This is a genomic window from Streptomyces sp. NBC_00820 (assembly GCF_036347055.1).
In the GTDB taxonomy this organism is placed as follows: Bacteria; Actinomycetota; Actinomycetes; order Streptomycetales; family Streptomycetaceae; genus Streptomyces.
In genome coordinates this window covers 7,160,547-7,178,152 of sequence record NZ_CP108882.1, presented here as the reverse complement: position 1 = coordinate 7,178,152, position 17,606 = coordinate 7,160,547, and the positions used below count along the sequence as shown (strand labels likewise).

The following is a 17,606-nucleotide window of genomic DNA, read 5'->3' as shown; positions in this document are numbered from 1 at the left end:
CACGAAACGGACGGCGGCACAGCCGGGCACCGCACCGGTCGGGAGGCGGGCGGTGGCCCGTCGGTCAGGGGACCCGCTGGCCCTTCCCCAGGGCGATCACCCCGCCCTGCGAGACGGTGTACAGCTCGGCGTCCCGCTCCGGGTTGACGCCGATCGTCGCGCCGGGCGGCACCTCGACGTTCTTGTCGAGCACGGCACCGCGGACGACCGCGCCGCGCCCGATACGGACGTTGTCGTGCAGCACCGAGCCCTGGACCACCGCGCCCGGGTCGACCCGCACCCCGGGCGACAGCACCGAGCGGGTGACCTGGCCGCGGATCAGGCAGCCGGCGCTGATGATGGACTCGCTCGCGATGCCGCCCGCGTTGAACCGGGCCGGGGAGAGCTGGCCCGAGTGGGTGTAGATCGGCCACTGGCGGTTGTAGAGGTTGAAGGCGGGCCGCTCGGCGATCAGGTCCATGTGGGCGTCGTAGTAGGCGTCCAGGGTGCCGACGTCGCGCCAGTAGCCCCGGTCGCGGCTGGTCTCGCCGGGCACGTGGTTGCCGCTGAAGTCGTACAGCTGCGCCTCGCCGCGGCCGGTCAGCTGGGGCAGGATCGAGCCGCCCATGTCGTGCGCGGACGAGTCGTCCTCGGCGTCCCGGTGCAGCGCCTCGACCAGGACCTTGGTGGTGAAGACGTAGTTGCCCATCGAGGCGAACACGCTGCCCGGATCGTCGGGCAGCCCGGGCGGATCGGCCGGCTTCTCCAGGAAACGCCGTATGGTACGGCCGTCCGGACCGGGCGTGATCACCCCGAACGACGACGACTCCGCGCGCGGCGCGCGGATGGCGGCCACGGTGACCCCGGCACCGCTCTCGACGTGCTGCCGGAGCATCTGCCGCGGGTCCATGCGGTAGACGTGGTCGGCTCCGAACACGGCGACGTACTCGGGCTGTTCGTCGTGCACGAGGTTCAGGGACTGCAGGATCGCGTCGGCGCTGCCCAGGTACCAGCGGGGGCCGAGGCGCTGCTGGGCCGGGACCGGGGTGACGTAGTTGCCGAGCAGGCTGGACATCCGCCAGGTGGTGGTGACGTGCCGGTCCAGCGAGTGCGACTTGTACTGGGTCAGCACGCAGATGCGCAGGACGTCGGCGTTGACGAGGTTGGACAGGACGAAGTCGACGAGCCGGTAGGTGCCGCCGAAGGTGACCGCGGGTTTGGCGCGGTCCGTGGTCAGCGGCATCAGGCGCTTGCCCTCGCCGCCCGCCAGTACGATCCCGAGAACCGAAGGTCCCCCACGACTCATGGCCGCTCCCTCCACCCTGGTTGCCCCACGGATTCCCTCAGCCGGCCGTGCTAGGCCCGCTTGAGCACCTCCTCGTACAGCCCCGCGGTGCGCCGGGCGACCGCGTCCCAGCCGAACTCGCCGACCGCGCGCTCCCGTCCGGCCTCCCCCATCCGCCGGGCCGCCGCCGGATCTGCGAGGACGGTGTCCAGTGCCCGCGCCAGGTTCGCCTCGAAGACCCCGGAGTCCTCGTCCAGGTCGACCAGGAGGCCCGTCCGGCCGTCGTCGACGACCTCGGGTATCCCGCCGACCCGGGAGGCCACGACCGGTGTGCCGCAGGCCATGGCCTCCAGGTTGACGATCCCGAGGGGTTCGTACACCGACGGGCACACGAACACGGCCGCCCGCGTGAGGAGTTGGATGACCTCCGCGCGCGGCAGCATCTGCGGGATCCAGAACACGCCCGCCCGGCCCCGGCTCAGCTCGCGGTACAGCGCCCTGAACTCCCCGTCGATCTCAGGGGTGTCGGGCGCTCCCGCGCACAGCACGACCTGGGTGTCCGGGTCGATCTCCCGGACGGCGCGCAGCAGATGGGGCACGCCCTTCTGCCGGGTGATCCGGCCGACGAAGAGCACGTACGGCCGCGCCGGGTCGATGCCGTGCCGTTCGAGGGCGTCGGTGCCGCGGTCGGGCCGGTAGAGCGCGGTGTCGATGCCGTTGTGCACGACGTGGACCCGCGCCGGGTCGAGCGCCGGGTAGCAGGCGAGGACGTCCTCGCGCATGGCCCCCGACACGGCGATCACGGCGTCCGCCGTCTCGACCGCGGTCCGTTCGGCCCAGCCCGACAGGGCGTACCCACCGCCGAGCTGCTCGGCCTTCCAGGGGCGCAGCGGCTCCAGCGAATGGGCGGTCATCACGTGCGGGACGCCGTACAGGAGCTTGGCGAAGTGGCCCGCGAGATTGGCGTACCAGGTGTGGGAGTGGACGAGTTCGCGGCCTTTCAGGCCGGCGGCGATGGCGAGGTCCACGGAGAAGGTGCGCAGCGCGTCGTTGGAGCCGTCGAGGGCGGACCAGGGACGGTGGCGTACGACGCCGACGCCGCGCCCCTCACCCCAGGTGTGCACCTCCAGGTCGACCAGATCGGCCAGCTCCCGGGCCAGGAACTCGACGTGGACGCCGGCCCCGCCGTACACGTCCGGGGGGTACTCCCGCGTCAGCAGTCCCACTCGCACCCGGCAACTCCCCCGCGATCGACGGCAGTTCCCTCATGGTCACCCAGATACGGCGCGTGGGGAAGAGTCCGGTGGCCGGGTGAAGCAGCAATCGCCGCACACACCGCCGCCGGGGACGCGGTAGTACAGGCAGCAGCTGCGCCGGCGGAACGCCGTGCCGCTTCGGGTGCCGGTGGCGCTGAGCAGGGGATGGGCGAAGAGGCCGGCGGTGAGAGCGCGGGCCCGGTCCGCCACGTCGGTACGGCCGTTCGCGCGCGCCCAGCGGTCCAGCTCCCGGGCCGCGCCGGCCAGCGCGGAACCGGCGTTGCCCCACAGCAGGCCGGCCGCCACGCCGTACCGGGATCTCAGGGCTTCCCCCAGGGGCTGGAGATGACCGTGCAGCACGGTGTCCACGAGCGTGGCCGTGTCCGCGGGCAGCGGACGCACCTCGGTCAGCCACAGGTCGTCCGGAGCGGCCGCCGGGGCGTCCCAGCGCAGCAGGCGCGGATCCAGGTCGGGCACGCTGCCGTACACAGCGGCACAGGCCAGGGCGGCCGACCACAGGCGCGCGGCGAGCGCCTGGTGCGCGATGGAGGCGGAAACCCGCGGTTCGGCGACGCGCAGGCGGTCCGCGACCAGTTCGACGCGCGAAGTGAGCGCGCCGCGGGGGACGTCCGGCCGCGGCGGCCCGTATGCCTCCGCGAGGGTGGCCAGTCCCGTGCGGGCGGCCCCCGCCCCGGTTGCCGTTGCCGGCCCCGTCGCCGTTGTCGCCGCCGTCGTACGCAGGACGAAGAAGCCGCCGAGCGGGCGGAGGGCGGCGAGTTCGGGGTCGAGGTCCACGAACAGCACTACTACCAGGCCCGACAGCAGGGCCGGACTCGGGGTCTCCACCCCGAGTCACCCCTCTTGGGGATGATCGGGTGGCTGTTGTACTCCATCGGCAGTAGGACCCATTGCGTGCTCAGGTACGACGACTTGACGGGGTTCGAGCGGGCACAGTGTCGACCATGGAAGCCGACCGTACGCCGCGCCGGGCCCGGCGGGCCCGCCTCCCGCTGAGGAGACGCCGATGAGCGCCCTCGCGCTGTCCGTGCTGCTGTCGTTCGTGTCCGCCGTCGCCTACGCCGGTGGAGCGATCGTGCAGGAGCAGGTCGCGCTGTCCTGCCCCGACGGGCAGTACGTGCCGCTGCGCCGGCCGGGCTGGTGGGCGGCGCTGGCGCTGAACGGGCTCGGCGGCGTGCTCCATGTCGTGGCGCTCGCCTACGGCCCGCTCAGCCTCGTGCAGCCGTTGGGCGCGCTGACCATAGTCTTCGCCCTGCCCATGGCGGCGCTGTGCGTCGGCCGCAGGGCCGGCGCCGCCGCCTGGCGCGGCGCCATCATGGCCACGGCCGGCCTCGCGGGCCTGCTGTCCCTGGTCGGCTCCGGAGACTCGCACTCCCTCGACACCGCCCAGCGGATCGCCGTCGCCGTGGCCACGGGCGCGGTGGTGGTGGCGCTGATGGCCGCCGGCCGCGCCGCGCACCGGCACCCCGCGGTGCGCAGCGCGCTGCTCGCCACCGGCGCCGGCGCGGCCTTCGGCATGTCGTCGGTGTTCACCAAGACCGTCGCCGTGGACTGGACCGACGGAGTCGCCCTCTCCGACCTGCCCTCCCTCGCGGTGATCGCCCTGTTCTCGGTCGCCGGCGTCATGCTCTCCCAGGCCTCCTACCGGGGCGGCGGCCTCGCCTCGCCCCTGGCCACGCTGACCGTCGTCAACCCGGTGCTGGCCGCCGCGGTCGGCATCCTGATGTTCGGCGAGACGTTCCGCCACGGCAGCACGGGCACGTTGCTCGCGCTGGCGTGCGGGGTGGTGGCCGGCGGGGGGCTGATCCTGCTGACGACGGAGCGGCTGGAGGGGGCTGCGGGGGCGGGTGCGGGCGCGGATGCCGACCTGGGTACGGGCGCGGATACCGGTGCGGGTGCCGACCTGGGTACGGCCACGGGTACGACGGTCGGTACGGCAGTGATCCCGGCAACGGCACCGCGTGCGGACGGACGGGCCGCGGGCGTGCCCCGGCAGCGGGTCGCGCCGGAGGGCGAGCCGGTACGGGGGACGACGGAGTCGGCGGCGGCAGCCGTGGGAGAGGCCGAACGGGACCCGGACGGGCCCGTGCCGGGAGAGGGGCCCTTGGCGGACGGGGGCGGCACGGACGGCGTACGGGTGCCGCTGGACGGTGCGCTCGTGGCGTACGCGCCGGAGGGCGGTCGCGAGCGTGCGGGGGAAGGCGACGGTGTCGCCCCCGACGACGCGCGTGCCCTGCTGGGTGTGATCCCGGAAGGGGTCCCGGACATGATCCCGGACGTGACCCCTGATCCTGCGCCGGACCTGATCCCGGACCTCGCCCTGAACCTCGACCCGGACCTCGACCTGAACCTCGACCCGGACCTCGACCCGGACTTTGTCCCGGATCTCGTCCCGGACACCCTTCCGGGTCCCGAGAAGCCGCTGTCCGCGAGCATCCCGGTGCCGCTGGCCCTCCTGGACCGGCACCGGGCGCAGGTCAGATCGTGACGCCGCCGGCCCGGAGGTAGGCGACCGGGTCGATGTCGGAGCCGAAACCGGGCCCCGTCCGCACCTCGAAGTGCAGGTGCGGGCCGGTGACGTTCCCCGTCGCGCCCGACCGTCCGATGCGCTGTCCCTCGGACACGCTCTGGCCTGCGCGCACGGAGATGGCGGACAGGTGGCCGTACTGCGTGTAGCGGCCGTCGGCGTGCCGGATGACCACCTGGTAGCCGTAGGAACCGCCCCAGCCGGCGGTCACCACGTGACCGGGCGCCACGGCATGGACGGAGGTGCCGGTCCCCACGAGGAAGTCGACTCCGGTGTGGTAGCCCTTCGACCAGTGCGAGCCGGACGTGTGGTAGCCGGTTCCGATCGCGGCGTGCACCGGGGCGACGAGGGCGTGGCCGTGGGTGGAGGACGCGGGGTGCGAGGAGGTCCGGTGCTCCGCGGGCGCCTTCTTCGCGGGACGCGACTTCTTCTCGGCGGGCGCCTTCCGCTCCGCGGGCGCCTTCTTCTGCGCCGAGGCCTTCTTCCGTGAAGGGTCCTTCTTCGCCGGGGACTTGGGGGTGGCGCGGGTGTCGGTGTGCGGCGCCGGGGCGACGCCGGGCCGCAGGCTGAGCCGCTGGCCGGGCAGGATCAGGTCGGGGTCGGACCCGATGGTCGACCGGTTGGCCGTGTACAGCTCCTGCCAGCCGCCGTGGACATGCTGGTCGCCGGCGATTCCGGAGAGGGTGTCCCCGTGCACCACGGTGTACATCTCGGCTCTGCCCGCACGGGACTGCGGGGTCGTCTGCGGCTTTACGTCCCGTACCGAGGCGGTCGTCGCGGGCCGGGTGGCGGCGGTGTCGGTACGGGTTCCGGGGCGGTGCGCGTGCGGGTGCGGGGTGCCGGTGTGGAACTCGGGGCTGGCGCCGCCCCGGGTCAGGCCGGCCCGCACCGAGCACAGCGGCCAGGCGCCCGGTCCCTGCCCGTCCAGGACCTTCTCGGCGACGGCGATCTGCTGGTCCGGGGTGGCGAGGTCGGCGCGTGGCGCGTACCGGGTGCCGCCGTAGGCCTCCCAGGTGGACCGGGTGAACTGGAGGCCGCCGTAGTAGCCGTTGCCGGTGTTGATGCTCCAGTCGCCGCTGGACTCGCAGGCGGCGACCTTGTTCCAGGTGGACACGTCGGCCGCGTCGGCGCTGCCCGCGGCGACCAGCGGGATCGCGAGTCCGGCGCCGCCCGCCGTGACGGTGAGTGAGGCGCGGTTGATCCTGTTCGGCTGGTACCGGCGATGCCGGCCGCGTGCGGCCATGACCCAAATCCCCTCGACATGCGTCAGGAGGGGCAAAAGTAAGGGCTGGGAACAGGCCATGACAAGATGGGAAACCGGCCTATGCCGCGGACAAGTGGCCGGGAACGCACCGTGGTTGACCGCTCGGCCCGCATCACGGCCGCTCGGCCCGCATCACGCTCCGCACTGAGGCGAGCGGCACCTTCCATCCGTAAACCAGCGTGGCGAGTCGCATGTGCGCTCGTCGTGGCGGCACGTCAGGATGGACCTGGGACATGGGCCCATGCGGACGGAACCGTCATCACAAGGCAGCTAGGGAGCAGGCGGTATGAGCACTTCAGCGCAGATCGGCGTCACGGGCCTCGCGGTCATGGGCCGAAATCTCGCCCGGAACTTCGCGCGCAACGGCTACTCCGTGGCCCTGCACAACCGTACGGCGTCGCGGACGCACGCGCTGGTGGAGGAGTTCGGGGACGAGGGCGACTTCGTCCCGGCGGAGACCGCCAAGGAGTTCGTGGCGGCCCTGGAGCGCCCGCGCCGTCTGGTCATCATGGTCAAGGCCGGTGAGCCGACGGACGCGGTGATCCAGGAGTTCGCGCCGCTGCTGGAGCCCGGCGACATGATCATCGACGGTGGCAACGCGCACTTCGCGGACACCCGGCGCCGGGAGAAGGAGCTGCGCGAGAAGGGCATCCACTTCGTCGGCACGGGCATCTCCGGCGGCGAGGAGGGCGCGCTGCACGGACCGAGCATCATGCCGGGCGGCTCGACGGAGTCGTACGCCTCCCTCGGCCCGATGCTGGAGAAGATCTCCGCGAAGGCGTCGGACGGCGCGCCCTGCGTGACGCATGTCGGCCCCGACGGCGCGGGTCACTTCGTGAAGATGGTCCACAACGGCATCGAGTACGCCGACATGCAGCTGATCGGTGAGGCGTACCAGCTGCTGCGCGACGTCGCCGGGTACTCCCCCGCCGAGATCGCGGACATCTTCCGCACCTGGAACCGCGGCCGCCTCGACTCCTACCTGATCGAGATCACGGCCGAGGTGCTGTCCCACGTGGACGAGGCGACCGGCAAGCCGTTCGTGGACGTGGTGGTCGACCAGGCCGAGCAGAAGGGCACCGGCCGCTGGACGGTCCAGATCGCCCTCGACCTGGGCGTCCCGGTGTCCGGCATCGCCGAGGCCGTCTTCGCCCGCTCCCTCTCCGGCCACGCGGCCCTGCGCGAGGCCTCGCGCGGCCTGGCCGGCCCCACGCCGACCCCGATGAGCAAGGAGGAGGCGGCCGCCTTCGCCGACAAGGTGGAGCAGGCGCTGTACGCCTCCAAGATCGTCTCCTACACCCAGGGCTTCCACGAGATCGCCGCGGGCAGCGAGGAGTACGACTGGGACATCGACCTCGGCGAGGTCGCCTCCATCTGGCGCGGCGGCTGCATCATCCGCGCGGCCTTCCTGGACCGCATCCGCGCCGCCTACGACGCCCGTCCGGACCTGCCGAGCCTGCTGTCCGACGAGACGTTCGCGCAGGAGATCGCGGGCGCGCAGGACGACTGGCGCGACGTGGTGATCGCGGCCACCCGCGAGGGCGTGCCGACGCCGGGCTTCTCGGCGGCGCTCGCGTACTACGACGCGCTGCGCGCGGAGCGGTTGCCCGCGGCGCTCACTCAGGGCCAGCGGGACTTCTTCGGCGCCCACACGTACCGGCGGGTGGACCGGGACGGCTCGTTCCACACCCTGTGGGGCGGAGACCGTACGGAGGTCTCGGCCTAACCGCCTGCCCGAGACGCCCGCCGGTGCTCGCGCGCGTCAGAGGGTGATGCGGGGCGGCGGGGACGTCGCGCGAGCGCGGTCCTGGGCGAGGCCCTGGTCACAGCGTTCCCCTCACGCCCCCCGCGCCTTCCCCGCGCCTCCCCCGCGCTCTTTTGTGGGACGTCCGCCCCTCACCTGGGTGTCAGGTGAGGGGCGGGCCGGGTTCGGGGTTCGGTACGGGTTCCGGGCCGGGTGGGATCGGGGACGGTGAGGGTTCCGGCATCGGTGGCCCCGGGGCCGGCGGGGCCGGGGCCGGGGTCGGGTCGGGGCCCGGCGGAGGCGGTGCGGGCTCCGGGCCCGGATCGGGGAGCGGTACCGGGGTCGGGTAGGGGTCCGGGGCCGGGAGTCCCGGATCCGGGGGCGGTCCCGGGGATACGGGGTCGGGGAAGGGGTTCGTCATGAGGGTCCTCCGGGCAGTCACTGGGCGTCGCCGCCGCCGCGGGACTACTTCCCGACTACCCGGAGGCCGGACGACCACGCACCCCGATGAGCCAGGTCGGGGAAGACCCCCAGGGCCCCTCGGGACTCCTCAGGGCTGCCCTCAGGGCTCCTCGGGGCTGCTCTCAGGGCCCGTAGGAGCCGGTGGAGCTGCCGGACCCGGTAGGGCTGACCGGACCCGGGAGGACTGCCGGAGCCGGCCGATGGGTCCCCCGTACGTACTCAGCGGCCTCGCGAGCGTTAGGGGGTGTCGTTTGGATCAGGTCGGATCAGGCCGCGGCGTCCGGTGCGGTGCCTCGCTAAGCGGAGGATCTGCCGCGTACCGGACGTACTCGGCTGACCCGACAACGCGGCGAGGTGCCGTGCCGGACGCCGCGGACCCGAGCTGATCCAAACGACACCCCCTAGTGGCCGCCGAGGCGGCCGCGGCCAGTCCGGGACGGGGGCTGGAGAGTATGGGAATCGTGGTCGTCGTCAGGTCCTGGGCCGGGGTCATCGAGGCCTGGGCCAGGACGATCGCGTCGGCCTCGGTGACGCTGTCGGCGACGGCCGCGACGCGCTGTGCGCACCCGTCGGTGTCACCGGCCGCGAACCGTTCCCAGGCCCCCTCGACCAGGAGGGGACGGACGGACACGGCCCGCCCGACGGCCCGCGCCTCCTCTTCGATCAGGGCGACGGTCGGGGCGACCGTGCTCTCGACGGTAGCGAGGACGACCACGCGCGAGCCCGCCGCGACGGCGGCGGCCGCCATGGGCCGGTCGACGCGCAGCACCGGCAGACCGGCCGTGCCGGCCTGGGCCTCCGCGACGGCGCCGATGGTGGAGCAGGTGCAGAGCACGGCCGCGGCTCCGGCGTCCGCGGCACGCAGCAGCGCGTCCCGTACGTCGGCCGTCACCGCGTCGGGGCCGTCCCGCCGGGCGCGCGCCAGCAACTCCTCGTCGACGAAGTGCCGTAGCTCCAGGCCCGGGTGGTCCGCTCGGCGCAGTGCGTCGAAGACCGGGACGTGGACGGGTGAGGTGTGCAGGAGAGCAAGCAACTTCGGCGTCCCTTCCCGAAGGCATGTCGAACGGCGCGCCGAACAGCGCGTCGTACCTGTTCCGGCCGGACCGCTCAGAACCGGCCGGGATGCGCCCGCAGCCAGTCCTTCGCGGCTTCGAGCAGTTCCGGGTCGGCGGGCGGGGCCACCTCGGGGTGGCGCTCGGCCCACTTGACGACGTACGGGCAGAGCGGGGCGACGGGGACACCCTCGCGTGCCGCGATGGCGTACAGCTCCCGCGCCAGGGCACCGGCGATGCCCTGGCCCTCATGGGCCGGCTCCACGATCGTGTGCACGGGGACCAGGGCGCGCGCGGGTGACTCGAGGACGAAGTACTCGATGTGCCCGAAGACGTCGCCGCCGTCACCGACGGCCTCCAGGCGGCCTGCCGCCCGGTCGTCACGGATCTCGATGTCGTTCCCGGTCATCGGCACGCACGCTCCTGGTCCGTCGTCCCCCGCTCAGGCCGAGACGGCCTGCGGGCTGCGCTCCTGGTCCGAACCGGGCACCGGCTCGGACGGGTCGGCACCGAGGGCGACGATCCTGTTGTCGCCGTCGACGTGCACGACCTTCGGCCGCATCTCCCGCGCCTCGGCATCGCTGACCTGAGCGTAGCTGATGATGATCACCAGGTCCCCGGGCTGTACGAGATGGGCGGCCGCCCCGTTGATCCCGATCACTCCGGACCCGCGCTCCCCCTCGATGACGTACGTCTCCAGGCGGGACCCATTGGTGATGTCCACGATGTGCACCAGCTCACCGGGCAGCAGATCGGCGCCGTCCAACAGATCGGCGTCGATGGTGACGGACCCCACGTAGTGCAGGTCGGCCTGGGTGACGGTGGCGCGGTGGATCTTGGACTTGAACATAGTACGGAACATGGGTGCACTCCTGCAAGTAGGCTCCCTGCCTGCGTTTTCGCAGGTCAAGGGCTGTTTTCCCACTCTACAGCGAGTCGCATGTTCGGGTAGTAGTCCCTAGGTTTGTCAGGACTCATGCTGACCACTTGCTGACTTTCCTGACGATCCGTCAGTTCACTATCGGGAGGCACCCAGGGTTGTTGCTCACCCCTGCGCCCCCACCCCGCGATCGGCACACAGCAGCGTACGCAGCCAGACAGCGTCACGCAGGTGGTCGATCACGTCTGCACTGGGGGAGACCGACTCAACAATCCGGGCCCGCCAGCTCCCCAACCCCGATCGGTTCGCGCCGGTCACATAACAGAAGTTTCCGGCCTAGCAAAACCGGGATTTCCCACAACCATCATTGGTGCCCGCGGGAAAGTTTGACGCTAACCCTTGGCGAGCGCTGCCTGAGCCTGGGTATACAGCCAAACTGAGTTCAATTCTCATACGACACCAGACCCGACCCTATCTAATGGAGCAACCATGGATGCGGAACCGCAAATATCCGCCACCAAAACTTGCGCCGCCCTCAAATCACCGCCGAGCCACCACACGGGTGAGCCCATCCTCATGGACACGTCCGAAGTGGCAACGATGCTCAATATGTCGACGAGCTGGGTCTACAGGGAAGCCTCGAAGTTGGGCCTGAAAGGCTACAAACTCGGCCGTGGAAAAAATGCCAAGGTTCTTTACAGGAGGAGTCAGGTCTTCAAATGGCTGGAGCAGCAGAAGGTCCATTAGTCACGATCTCTCGTGACTGCCTACCGATGCATGCATCCATGCCCGCTGCCGAGACGCTTGCACCCTGGCTACTCCCAAGCGATTCTGTCACTTGTACGTCAAGCACAAGGAGACGGCGCGGGGCGGGCTCGCGGTGAACATCATCGAGTGCTAGGGAAACAGACCCTGACCAGCGCGTGCGTATCTTTCAGTGCTGTCAGGGCCTTCCCTGCTTACGCGGCGGAAAGTCCCCGGGAAAGACTTGAAAGTCCCCAGCCTGTCCCCGGATGGCGGCCCCAGCACGAGGTGTCCGCGACGGCGCGGACACCGTTGCAGGGCCCCTCTGATGGGGAGGTACGCGTAGGCCGATGACCGCCAGCCTGTGTACGCTGCGGGAACTCCGCGACCGCAGCCCGCACCTGCCCCCAGGGGTGGCACGCGTGCGCGACAGGCGAAAGAGCTGGGCATGCAGCCGTCTCGGTCGCCCGGACGCGGAATACCTGGAGCCTCCCGTCGATTGGTCCTCTTGCAGGTAGCAGGGAGGGGCGCTGGTGGCCGAGTTGATGTTGTTCCGGCGAGATGCGGACGGGCGTGACGTCGAGCTGTCCGGTTCGACGGTGGCGCTGGAGGTGGAGCTGCAGCGGCGGGTAGAGGCCGGCTTGGAGGCGATGCTTGGCATCCGCTTCCTGGCGTCGGAGTACCCAACCGGGCCATGTGACTCTCCTCCTGAGGGTTCCCCAAGTGCACCGGAGCGTGGTCTCGCCGCAGCGTGTGCCTGACCTGGAGGTCTATCCGTCCCACGCGGGAGGTTGTCCACCCCGATGAAATCTCATGATTCCCGAGATGTTATCCTTCAGTCCGATCAGTTGGTCAAATGGTCGAGCTGGAGGTTCCGTGTCCCTGGCGATCGTGCGAGACATGCATCCGGAACTGCGCTTGACGACGCCGGAGGAGGTCGCGGCCTTCGAGCAGGATCTGTTGTCTGAGTTCGTGCTCGCCCGCGCTTCGGCCGGCACCAGCGACGGGACGGTCGCCGGCGATGTCAGCGTGATCGTCGAAGTACGTTCATGGTTCACGCGCCCGCTGTGGGAGATGGAACCTCGCGATCTGGACCGGTTCTTCGGTCGACATCAACAGGGCCTGGCTCATGCCACGAAGGTTCACAAGGCGCACTCTCTCAGCGTGTACTTCGAGTTCCTTGAACTACGGCACAAGCCCGCCATCCACAGGGCAACCGGCTATGTCGTCGAGTCGCCGTTGGATGAGATCAACCGGCCCCGTGGATCGGCCCTGTCCCGGTTGCGGATTCCGCCGCCGCTCAGGGAGGTCGACCATCTGTTCTCGGCTTGGCGTGACGAGGTGCCGCAGGCGCGTAAACCGTTGTCGATCGTCCGGAGTTACACCGCGATGAGGCTGGCGAGTCTGATAGGTCCCCGGGTCTCGGAGCTGTGCCTGGCGAACGTCGACGATATCCACTGGGAGCTCGGCCAGTTCGGGAAGATCCTTCTGCGGGGCAAGGGGAGGCGCGGCAAGAAGAAGGAACGGCTCGTTCCGCTGATCAACGGGAGCCGTTCGCTGTTGGAGTGGTGGGTCGACGGCCCCCGCTGGCAGTACGACGATCGGGTGGATGAGCCACAGGCGCCGTTGTTCCCCTCGGAGCGGCGGGCCGCAGACGGCTCGAGCCTGCGGGTGGATACAGATACGCTCCGCCTGCATCTGAAGAGGATGGTCGCCCAGCACCTCCCTTCCCAGGCAGGCAAGCTGACGCCGCATACGCTTCGGCACTTCGCTGCCTCGGAGCTCTACCGTCAGGGCATGGATGTGGTGGCGATCCAAGAGCTGCTTGGCCATAAGTGGATCAACACCACCATGATCTACGTACACGTCAACCAGACCCACGTCGAAGACGCGTGGGTCCGTGCCGGTGAGCGTGGACGGGCGCGATTCGGAGGAGCGTCATGAAGTGGAACCTACGGATGACCGCGGCGAAGCGGGACATCTGGAAGTCCTCCGAACTCCAGCGCATGCTGGCCGACGCGGGCTTGGTGATCAGCGCCGGCAAGATGTCCAACCTGTGGGCCGGACAGCCGGTGACCATCCGCCTGGACGATCTCGACGTGATCTGCGAGGTGCTGCAATGTGAGCCCAGCGATCTGCTTGTCCGTGAGCCTGAGAAGGCCCGCGCGAAACGACCGGAGCAGGCTGAAAGCACGGCGGCCATCCGTCCCGCTGTTGGCGAGAACCGTCGTCGGAGCGGCGGAGGCCCGGCCTCCCGCAACTTGATGCCGCCGCTGTGACGAAGGAAGCGAAGGCCAAGGGGCTTGGGGCGCCCGAGAGTTGCGAGGTCTGCATGGCCTGGGGCCTTCACCCCAACCGGGGCGGCTCGAAGATCCTCTGCTATGCGTGCAGGGCATGGTGGTACAAGTACCCTGCCGACTCGTGCGGCACGTGCAGCGCGACCGTCCCCCTGCGTGACGGAGTCTGCCGGGCCTGCCGTCACCAGGCCGCATTCGTCGTCGGCCGTATCAAGGTCCCGTCAGCCGGCCGCGGGGCTCGGTTGGATCTCACGGTCGCGGCCGTAACCGGGCATCAGACGTTTCTCGCTGACCTGATCAAATGGAAGCGGCGCCACCACCTCACCGCAAGAACAGCGGAGATGCCTGAGTTGCCGAGCGAGACGCCGGACAGACACCCCCTGCTGCTGAAGCCGCCCGAGAGCATCCAACTCACGCTCTTCGAGCCGGTCCGGGACTTCCGGCGCTATCGGAACCCGAACGGCTCGAAGGGGCGCTCCTGGACAGGATTCACCCCGGCAGATCCCGGATATGCGGACTTCCTCGTCGATCGGGCCAGGCACGTCGCGGCGGTACGGGGCTGGAACCACTGCACCATCAAGCGCGTGAAGTGCGGCTTGATGATCCTCTCGGCCCTGCACCAGCCTTCCGAAAGGATCAAGGCCACCACGGTGCACGCACTGTCTCGGGACATCGATGTTCCCGCGGTCCATCTCATCGACATGCTCGACGATCTCGACATCCTGCTCGACGACGCACCCGACCCCCTCGAACAACTGGTCAGAGCTCACCTCGCAGTGCTTCCCGAGCAGATACGCGTCGAGGTGACCGCCTACTTCGACATCCTCCGCAACGGAGCCCTCCGCCGCCGCCCCAGGTCACCTCACACAGTCGACATCCACCTGCGGCTGATCGTCCCGTTCACCGCCCAGTACTGTGCCCCCCGATACTCGACATTGAGGCAGGTCACCCCCGAGGACATCACTGACTGGCTGTCCAAACGGAACAACGTCCAGCGCGAAATCGTCGCGCTCCGGGACATGTTCAAGACGCTCAAGTCACAGCGGCTGATCTTCGCCGACCCAGCCCGACGCATCGGGCCCGGCAACACCCTCGTCAACCCGCCCACACCGGTCGCGCAAGACCAGCTCCAACAAGTGGCCAGAGCCGCGGCTGAGAGCCCGGCCCTCCTGGCCGTCGTCGCCCTTGCCGGCATCCACGCCCTCTTCCCGCACGAGATCAGAATGCTCCACGACTCCGACATCGAGCTGAGCACCGGGCGCCTCCGGCGGGGCGAGGTCAGCCGGCCCCTTGACGACTTCGCCGCCGAAGCCATCCGCAAGTACGGGCGCTACCGTGACGCCCGCTGGCCGGACTCGGCAAACCCTCATCTCCTCCTCACCCAGCAGACAGCCAAGAGGGAGAGTCCAGTAAGCGACTTCTGGCTCAAGCGCCTTTCAAGGGGCTGCCCGCCACGGCCGACAGCCTCCGCCAGGACCGGGTCCTCGAAGAAGTGATCGCCGCCGGACCCGATCCCCTCCGCATCGCCACCATGTTCAACCTCAGCGCCCAGGCCAGCTTGCGTTACACCCGCGCGGCCAGCCCAGCAGGCATCGAAACGACAACCGGGTAGCCTGCGAACCCACGTGTCGGTGGCCAGTTCCAGTTCCCCGCTCGCGGCCACTTGACGGGAAGTCAAGTGGCCGCGAGGGACTGCATAAAGTCGCCGAGTCGGTGTTCCAAAGCGGAACGTGAGTTTGGGCTTGTTCTTGAGAGCCGAGAGCACGGGGGCCTGTCTCGTGGGGCCGATCGTGGCTGCCTCTCGCCGCTCTACCAGTTCCGGGGAACAGCCGGAACGGCCCAGGAGGACGTTGAGAGTGGCTGAGTGGCCGTACGCAGCCTGTCAGTTCCGCCGAAGTGTGTTCTTGGGCAGGCCGAGACCGGCGTACGGCATGATGAGCTCGTGGATTTCGAGCCGTACCGGGGTGAGCTGCTGGCGTTCTGCTACCGGATGCTGGGTTCGTTTCACGAGGCCGAGGACGTGGTTCAGGAGACGTTGCTGCGTGCCTGGAAGGCCCGGGAGCGGTACGACCCGGCGCGCGCGTCGGTGCGGACGTGGCTGTATCGGATCGCAACCAACGCGTGCCTGACCGCGCTGGAAGGACGCGGTCGGCGCCCGCTGCCCTCCGGGCTGGGCGCGCCGAGCGACGATCCGGAGGCGCCGCTGGCGCCGGCGCTCGACGTCCCCTGGATGGAGCCGTTTCCCGACGCGCGGTTCGACGTGCAGGCGCGGGCCGACCTGCGCCTGGCGTGGGTGGCGGCGGTGCAGGCCGTTCCGGCGCGGCAGCGCGCCGTGCTGGTGCTGCGGGAAGTGCTGGAGTTCACCGCGGCCGAGGTCGCCGAACAGCTGGGAACCACGGTCACGGCGGTCAACAGCACGCTGCAACGCGCACGTGCCACCCTCGCGGGTGTGGGTGATCTCGATGCGGTGTGCGAACCGGACGATCCCGAGGTGCGGGCGGTGGTCCAGCGGTACGTGCGGGCGTTCGAGGCAGCCGACGTGCCCGCACTGGTGCGGCTGCTGGCCGACGACGCGGTCCTGGAGATGCCGCCGGTCCCGCTGTGGTACCGGCGCAGAAGCGACTACGGCCTGTTCCTGGCCCGAGTCTTCCGGACGCGCGGAACCGGCTGGGTCATGCGGCAGCTCACGGCGAACGGGCAGCCGATGCTCGCAGCGTACGCGCCGGAGCCCGGCGGCGGGCACCGGCTGCACACCCTCCAGGTGCTCACCATCACCGGCGGCCAGGTCACGCACAACGTCGTCTTCGCCGACCCGCGCGTCTTCGACGCCTTCAAGTTGCCGCTGCAGATTTTCGTCGACGATTTCCCGCAGGAGCGATGAGTCCAGCAGATGCCGCCGGTATGTACCGGTGAGCATCTGGCCGAAAGGATTCACTGTGAGCGTCATCGTCATCGAGTTCATCACCCTGGACGGGATCGTGTCCGACCCCGACGGCTCTGCGGGCACGCCGCTGGGCGGCTGGGCGTTCCGGCACGGCCGTGAAGCCGTCGCCGGAGACAAGTTCCGGCTCGGCCGCACTCTGGACGACGGGGTCCTGCTGCTCGGGCGCGCGACCTGGCAGCTCTTCTCGCGGCTGTGGCCCGGACGCGACGACCCGTTCGCCGTACGCATGAACGCCGTCCCGAAACTGGTCGCCTCCCGCATGCTCACCGACGCCGACGTCGACACCGCAGCGTGGGCGAACTCGCGGGTCCTGACAGATGACGTCGTCGATGCCGTCAAGAGCGAACCACGCGACGTGGTCATCACCGGCAGCCTCAGCCTCGTGCACCAGCTCATGGCCGAGGACCTGATCGACGAGTACCGCCTGCTGACCTTCCCCACCGTCCTGGGCACGGGCGGCCGGCTCTTCCCAGCCGCCGGCCCTCACGCGGAGTTGGAATGCCTGTCCGCGGAACAGGTCGGCGCCGCCGTCCTCACCCGCCACCGGAAGGCCGCCCGATGACCGCCCGCTTCATGGCCCTGTACGACACGCCCGCCAACCCCACCGCATTCGACCGGCACTACCACGACGTCCACATCCCGCTCGCACGCCAGCTCCCAGGACTGCGCCGCTATACGCTCGGCCGCGACGTGGCCGCCGTACGCGGCGGCGAACCGTACTACCTGGTCGCCGAATTGGAATGGGACACGCCGGAGGAACTACGCGCGGCCTTCGCCTCTCCCGAAGGGCACGCCACCGCAGCCGATGCGGCCCACCTCCAAGAACTCGCCCCGGTCCGCAGCATGATCTACAGGGCCGACGAGAACCTGCTGTAGGCGCATCTCCGCGCGACGAAGGTGAACGAGGTTCACTGGTTCGTTCCCGCTGGAGCCTTCGAAGACGTCTGCTCGCCCGAGCATCGCAAAACAAGCGGCTGGCGACCTCGGGCGAGTGACAGCAAACCGTCAGCGGGGAGCGGACCGCCGCAGAAGAGTCGTATGCGCAGCGCGTGGCCCATCGACCGCAGCCGCTCCATGCACCATCGCGACTACCCCGCGTGAACTGGCGACCGGCCGTCCATGGGGAATTGCAGAGCTGGCCCGCTGTAACCCAC

16 protein-coding genes are annotated in these 17,606 nt (G+C 70.1%); 9 read left to right on the top strand and 7 right to left on the bottom strand.

Features of this window, described 5'->3' with window-relative positions; all coding sequences use genetic code 11:
- Nucleotides 1-64 precede the first annotated feature (64 nt).
- From glgC to OIB37_RS32000, 3 genes are read right to left on the bottom strand one after another with little or no spacing between them, the layout of a single operon-like run.
- Nucleotides 65-1,285 (bottom strand): glucose-1-phosphate adenylyltransferase, encoded by a 1,221-nt coding sequence (glgC, locus tag OIB37_RS32010; protein ID WP_330461092.1) that lies wholly within the window; start codon nt 1,283-1,285, stop codon nt 65-67.
- A 50-nt stretch (nt 1,286-1,335) separates the two neighbouring features.
- On the bottom strand, nt 1,336-2,496 hold the full coding sequence (glgA, locus tag OIB37_RS32005; RefSeq protein ID WP_330461091.1) for a glycogen synthase: 1,161 nt from the start codon (nt 2,494-2,496) through the stop codon (nt 1,336-1,338).
- A gap of 39 nt (nt 2,497-2,535) precedes the next feature.
- The gene (locus OIB37_RS32000; RefSeq protein WP_330462049.1) at nt 2,536-3,315 is read right to left on the bottom strand and encodes a (2Fe-2S)-binding protein; all 780 of its coding nucleotides are present in this window, start codon (nt 3,313-3,315) and stop codon (nt 2,536-2,538) included.
- A 229-nt stretch (nt 3,316-3,544) separates the two neighbouring features.
- On the opposite strand from OIB37_RS32000, the gene OIB37_RS31995 reads away from it, so the two are divergent.
- Nucleotides 3,545-5,026: a DMT family transporter gene (locus tag OIB37_RS31995; RefSeq protein ID WP_330461090.1), complete on the top strand. Its 1,482-nt coding sequence runs from the start codon at nt 3,545-3,547 to the stop codon at nt 5,024-5,026.
- Here OIB37_RS31995 and OIB37_RS31990 read toward each other — a convergent pair.
- A complete protein-coding gene (locus OIB37_RS31990; protein WP_330461089.1) occupies nt 5,016-6,308 on the bottom strand; it encodes a transglycosylase family protein in 1,293 nt (430 codons plus the stop codon). The genes OIB37_RS31995 and OIB37_RS31990 overlap by 11 nt on opposite strands.
- A 307-nt stretch (nt 6,309-6,615) precedes the next feature.
- Here OIB37_RS31990 and gndA point away from each other — a divergent pair, with 307 nt between their 5' ends.
- On the top strand, nt 6,616-8,055 hold the full coding sequence (gndA, locus tag OIB37_RS31985) for an NADP-dependent phosphogluconate dehydrogenase (RefSeq protein ID WP_330461088.1): 1,440 nt from the start codon (nt 6,616-6,618) through the stop codon (nt 8,053-8,055).
- Between the two features lie 736 nt (nt 8,056-8,791).
- Here the strand turns inward: gndA and OIB37_RS31980 are convergent.
- The 3 genes from OIB37_RS31980 to panD all read right to left on the bottom strand — a co-directional run bounded on the left by OIB37_RS31980 (nt 8,792) and on the right by panD (nt 10,449).
- Nucleotides 8,792-9,568, bottom strand: a complete 777-nt coding sequence (locus tag OIB37_RS31980) for an aspartate/glutamate racemase family protein (RefSeq protein WP_443058230.1) — start codon at nt 9,566-9,568, stop codon at nt 8,792-8,794.
- Nucleotides 9,569-9,642: 74 nt separating this feature from the next.
- The gene (locus OIB37_RS31975; RefSeq protein WP_330461087.1) at nt 9,643-9,996 is read right to left on the bottom strand and encodes a GNAT family N-acetyltransferase; all 354 of its coding nucleotides are present in this window, start codon (nt 9,994-9,996) and stop codon (nt 9,643-9,645) included.
- Between the two features lie 33 nt (nt 9,997-10,029).
- A complete protein-coding gene (gene panD / locus OIB37_RS31970; RefSeq protein ID WP_330461086.1) occupies nt 10,030-10,449 on the bottom strand; it encodes an aspartate 1-decarboxylase in 420 nt (139 codons plus the stop codon).
- A gap of 507 nt (nt 10,450-10,956) precedes the next feature.
- Here panD and OIB37_RS31965 point away from each other — a divergent pair.
- The 7 genes from OIB37_RS31965 (at nt 10,957) to OIB37_RS31935 (ending at nt 17,328) form a co-directional block, all read left to right on the top strand.
- Entirely contained in the window at nt 10,957-11,214 is a 258-nt protein-coding gene (locus OIB37_RS31965; protein WP_330461085.1) for a helix-turn-helix domain-containing protein, read from the top strand.
- An 873-nt stretch (nt 11,215-12,087) separates the two neighbouring features.
- Entirely contained in the window at nt 12,088-13,155 is a 1,068-nt protein-coding gene (locus OIB37_RS31960) for a tyrosine-type recombinase/integrase (protein ID WP_330461084.1), read from the top strand.
- The gene (locus tag OIB37_RS31955; protein ID WP_330461083.1) at nt 13,152-13,490 is read left to right on the top strand and encodes a helix-turn-helix domain-containing protein; all 339 of its coding nucleotides are present in this window, start codon (nt 13,152-13,154) and stop codon (nt 13,488-13,490) included. The genes OIB37_RS31960 and OIB37_RS31955 overlap by 4 nt, the downstream gene beginning before the upstream one ends.
- Nucleotides 13,491-13,750: 260 nt before the next feature.
- Entirely contained in the window at nt 13,751-15,004 is a 1,254-nt protein-coding gene (locus tag OIB37_RS31950) for a hypothetical protein (protein ID WP_330461082.1), read from the top strand.
- Nucleotides 15,005-15,387: 383 nt separating this feature from the next.
- Nucleotides 15,388-16,389, top strand: coding sequence for a sigma-70 family RNA polymerase sigma factor (locus OIB37_RS31945; RefSeq protein ID WP_330462048.1), 1,002 nt, complete (start codon nt 15,388-15,390; stop codon nt 16,387-16,389).
- A gap of 55 nt (nt 16,390-16,444) precedes the next feature.
- Nucleotides 16,445-17,014 carry a dihydrofolate reductase family protein gene (locus tag OIB37_RS31940; protein WP_330461081.1) on the top strand — a complete coding sequence of 190 codons (570 nt, stop codon included), beginning with the start codon at nt 16,445-16,447 and terminating at the stop codon, nt 17,012-17,014.
- The gene (locus OIB37_RS31935) at nt 17,011-17,328 is read left to right on the top strand and encodes an EthD family reductase (protein WP_330461080.1); all 318 of its coding nucleotides are present in this window, start codon (nt 17,011-17,013) and stop codon (nt 17,326-17,328) included. Before OIB37_RS31940 ends, OIB37_RS31935 begins: the two co-directional genes overlap by 4 nt.
- Nucleotides 17,329-17,606: the final 278 nt, after the last annotated feature.

Bases quoted from the DNA above. Each gene is read 5' to 3' on its own strand.
- glgC (WP_330461092.1), bottom strand. From the start codon at position 1,285: ATGAGTCGTGGGGGACCTTCGGTTCTCGGGATCGTACTGGCGGGCGGC.
- OIB37_RS31995 (WP_330461090.1), top strand. From the start codon at position 3,545: ATGAGCGCCCTCGCGCTGTCCGTGCTGCTGTCGTTCGTGTCCGCCGTC.
- OIB37_RS31990 (WP_330461089.1), bottom strand. From the start codon at position 6,308: ATGGCCGCACGCGGCCGGCATCGCCGGTACCAGCCGAACAGGATCAAC.
- gndA (WP_330461088.1), top strand. From the start codon at position 6,616: ATGAGCACTTCAGCGCAGATCGGCGTCACGGGCCTCGCGGTCATGGGC.
- OIB37_RS31975 (WP_330461087.1), bottom strand. From the start codon at position 9,996: ATGACCGGGAACGACATCGAGATCCGTGACGACCGGGCGGCAGGCCGC.
- panD (WP_330461086.1), bottom strand. From the start codon at position 10,449: ATGTTCCGTACTATGTTCAAGTCCAAGATCCACCGCGCCACCGTCACC.
- OIB37_RS31965 (WP_330461085.1), top strand. From the start codon at position 10,957: ATGGATGCGGAACCGCAAATATCCGCCACCAAAACTTGCGCCGCCCTC.
- OIB37_RS31955 (WP_330461083.1), top strand. From the start codon at position 13,152: ATGAAGTGGAACCTACGGATGACCGCGGCGAAGCGGGACATCTGGAAG.
- OIB37_RS31935 (WP_330461080.1), top strand. From the start codon at position 17,011: ATGACCGCCCGCTTCATGGCCCTGTACGACACGCCCGCCAACCCCACC.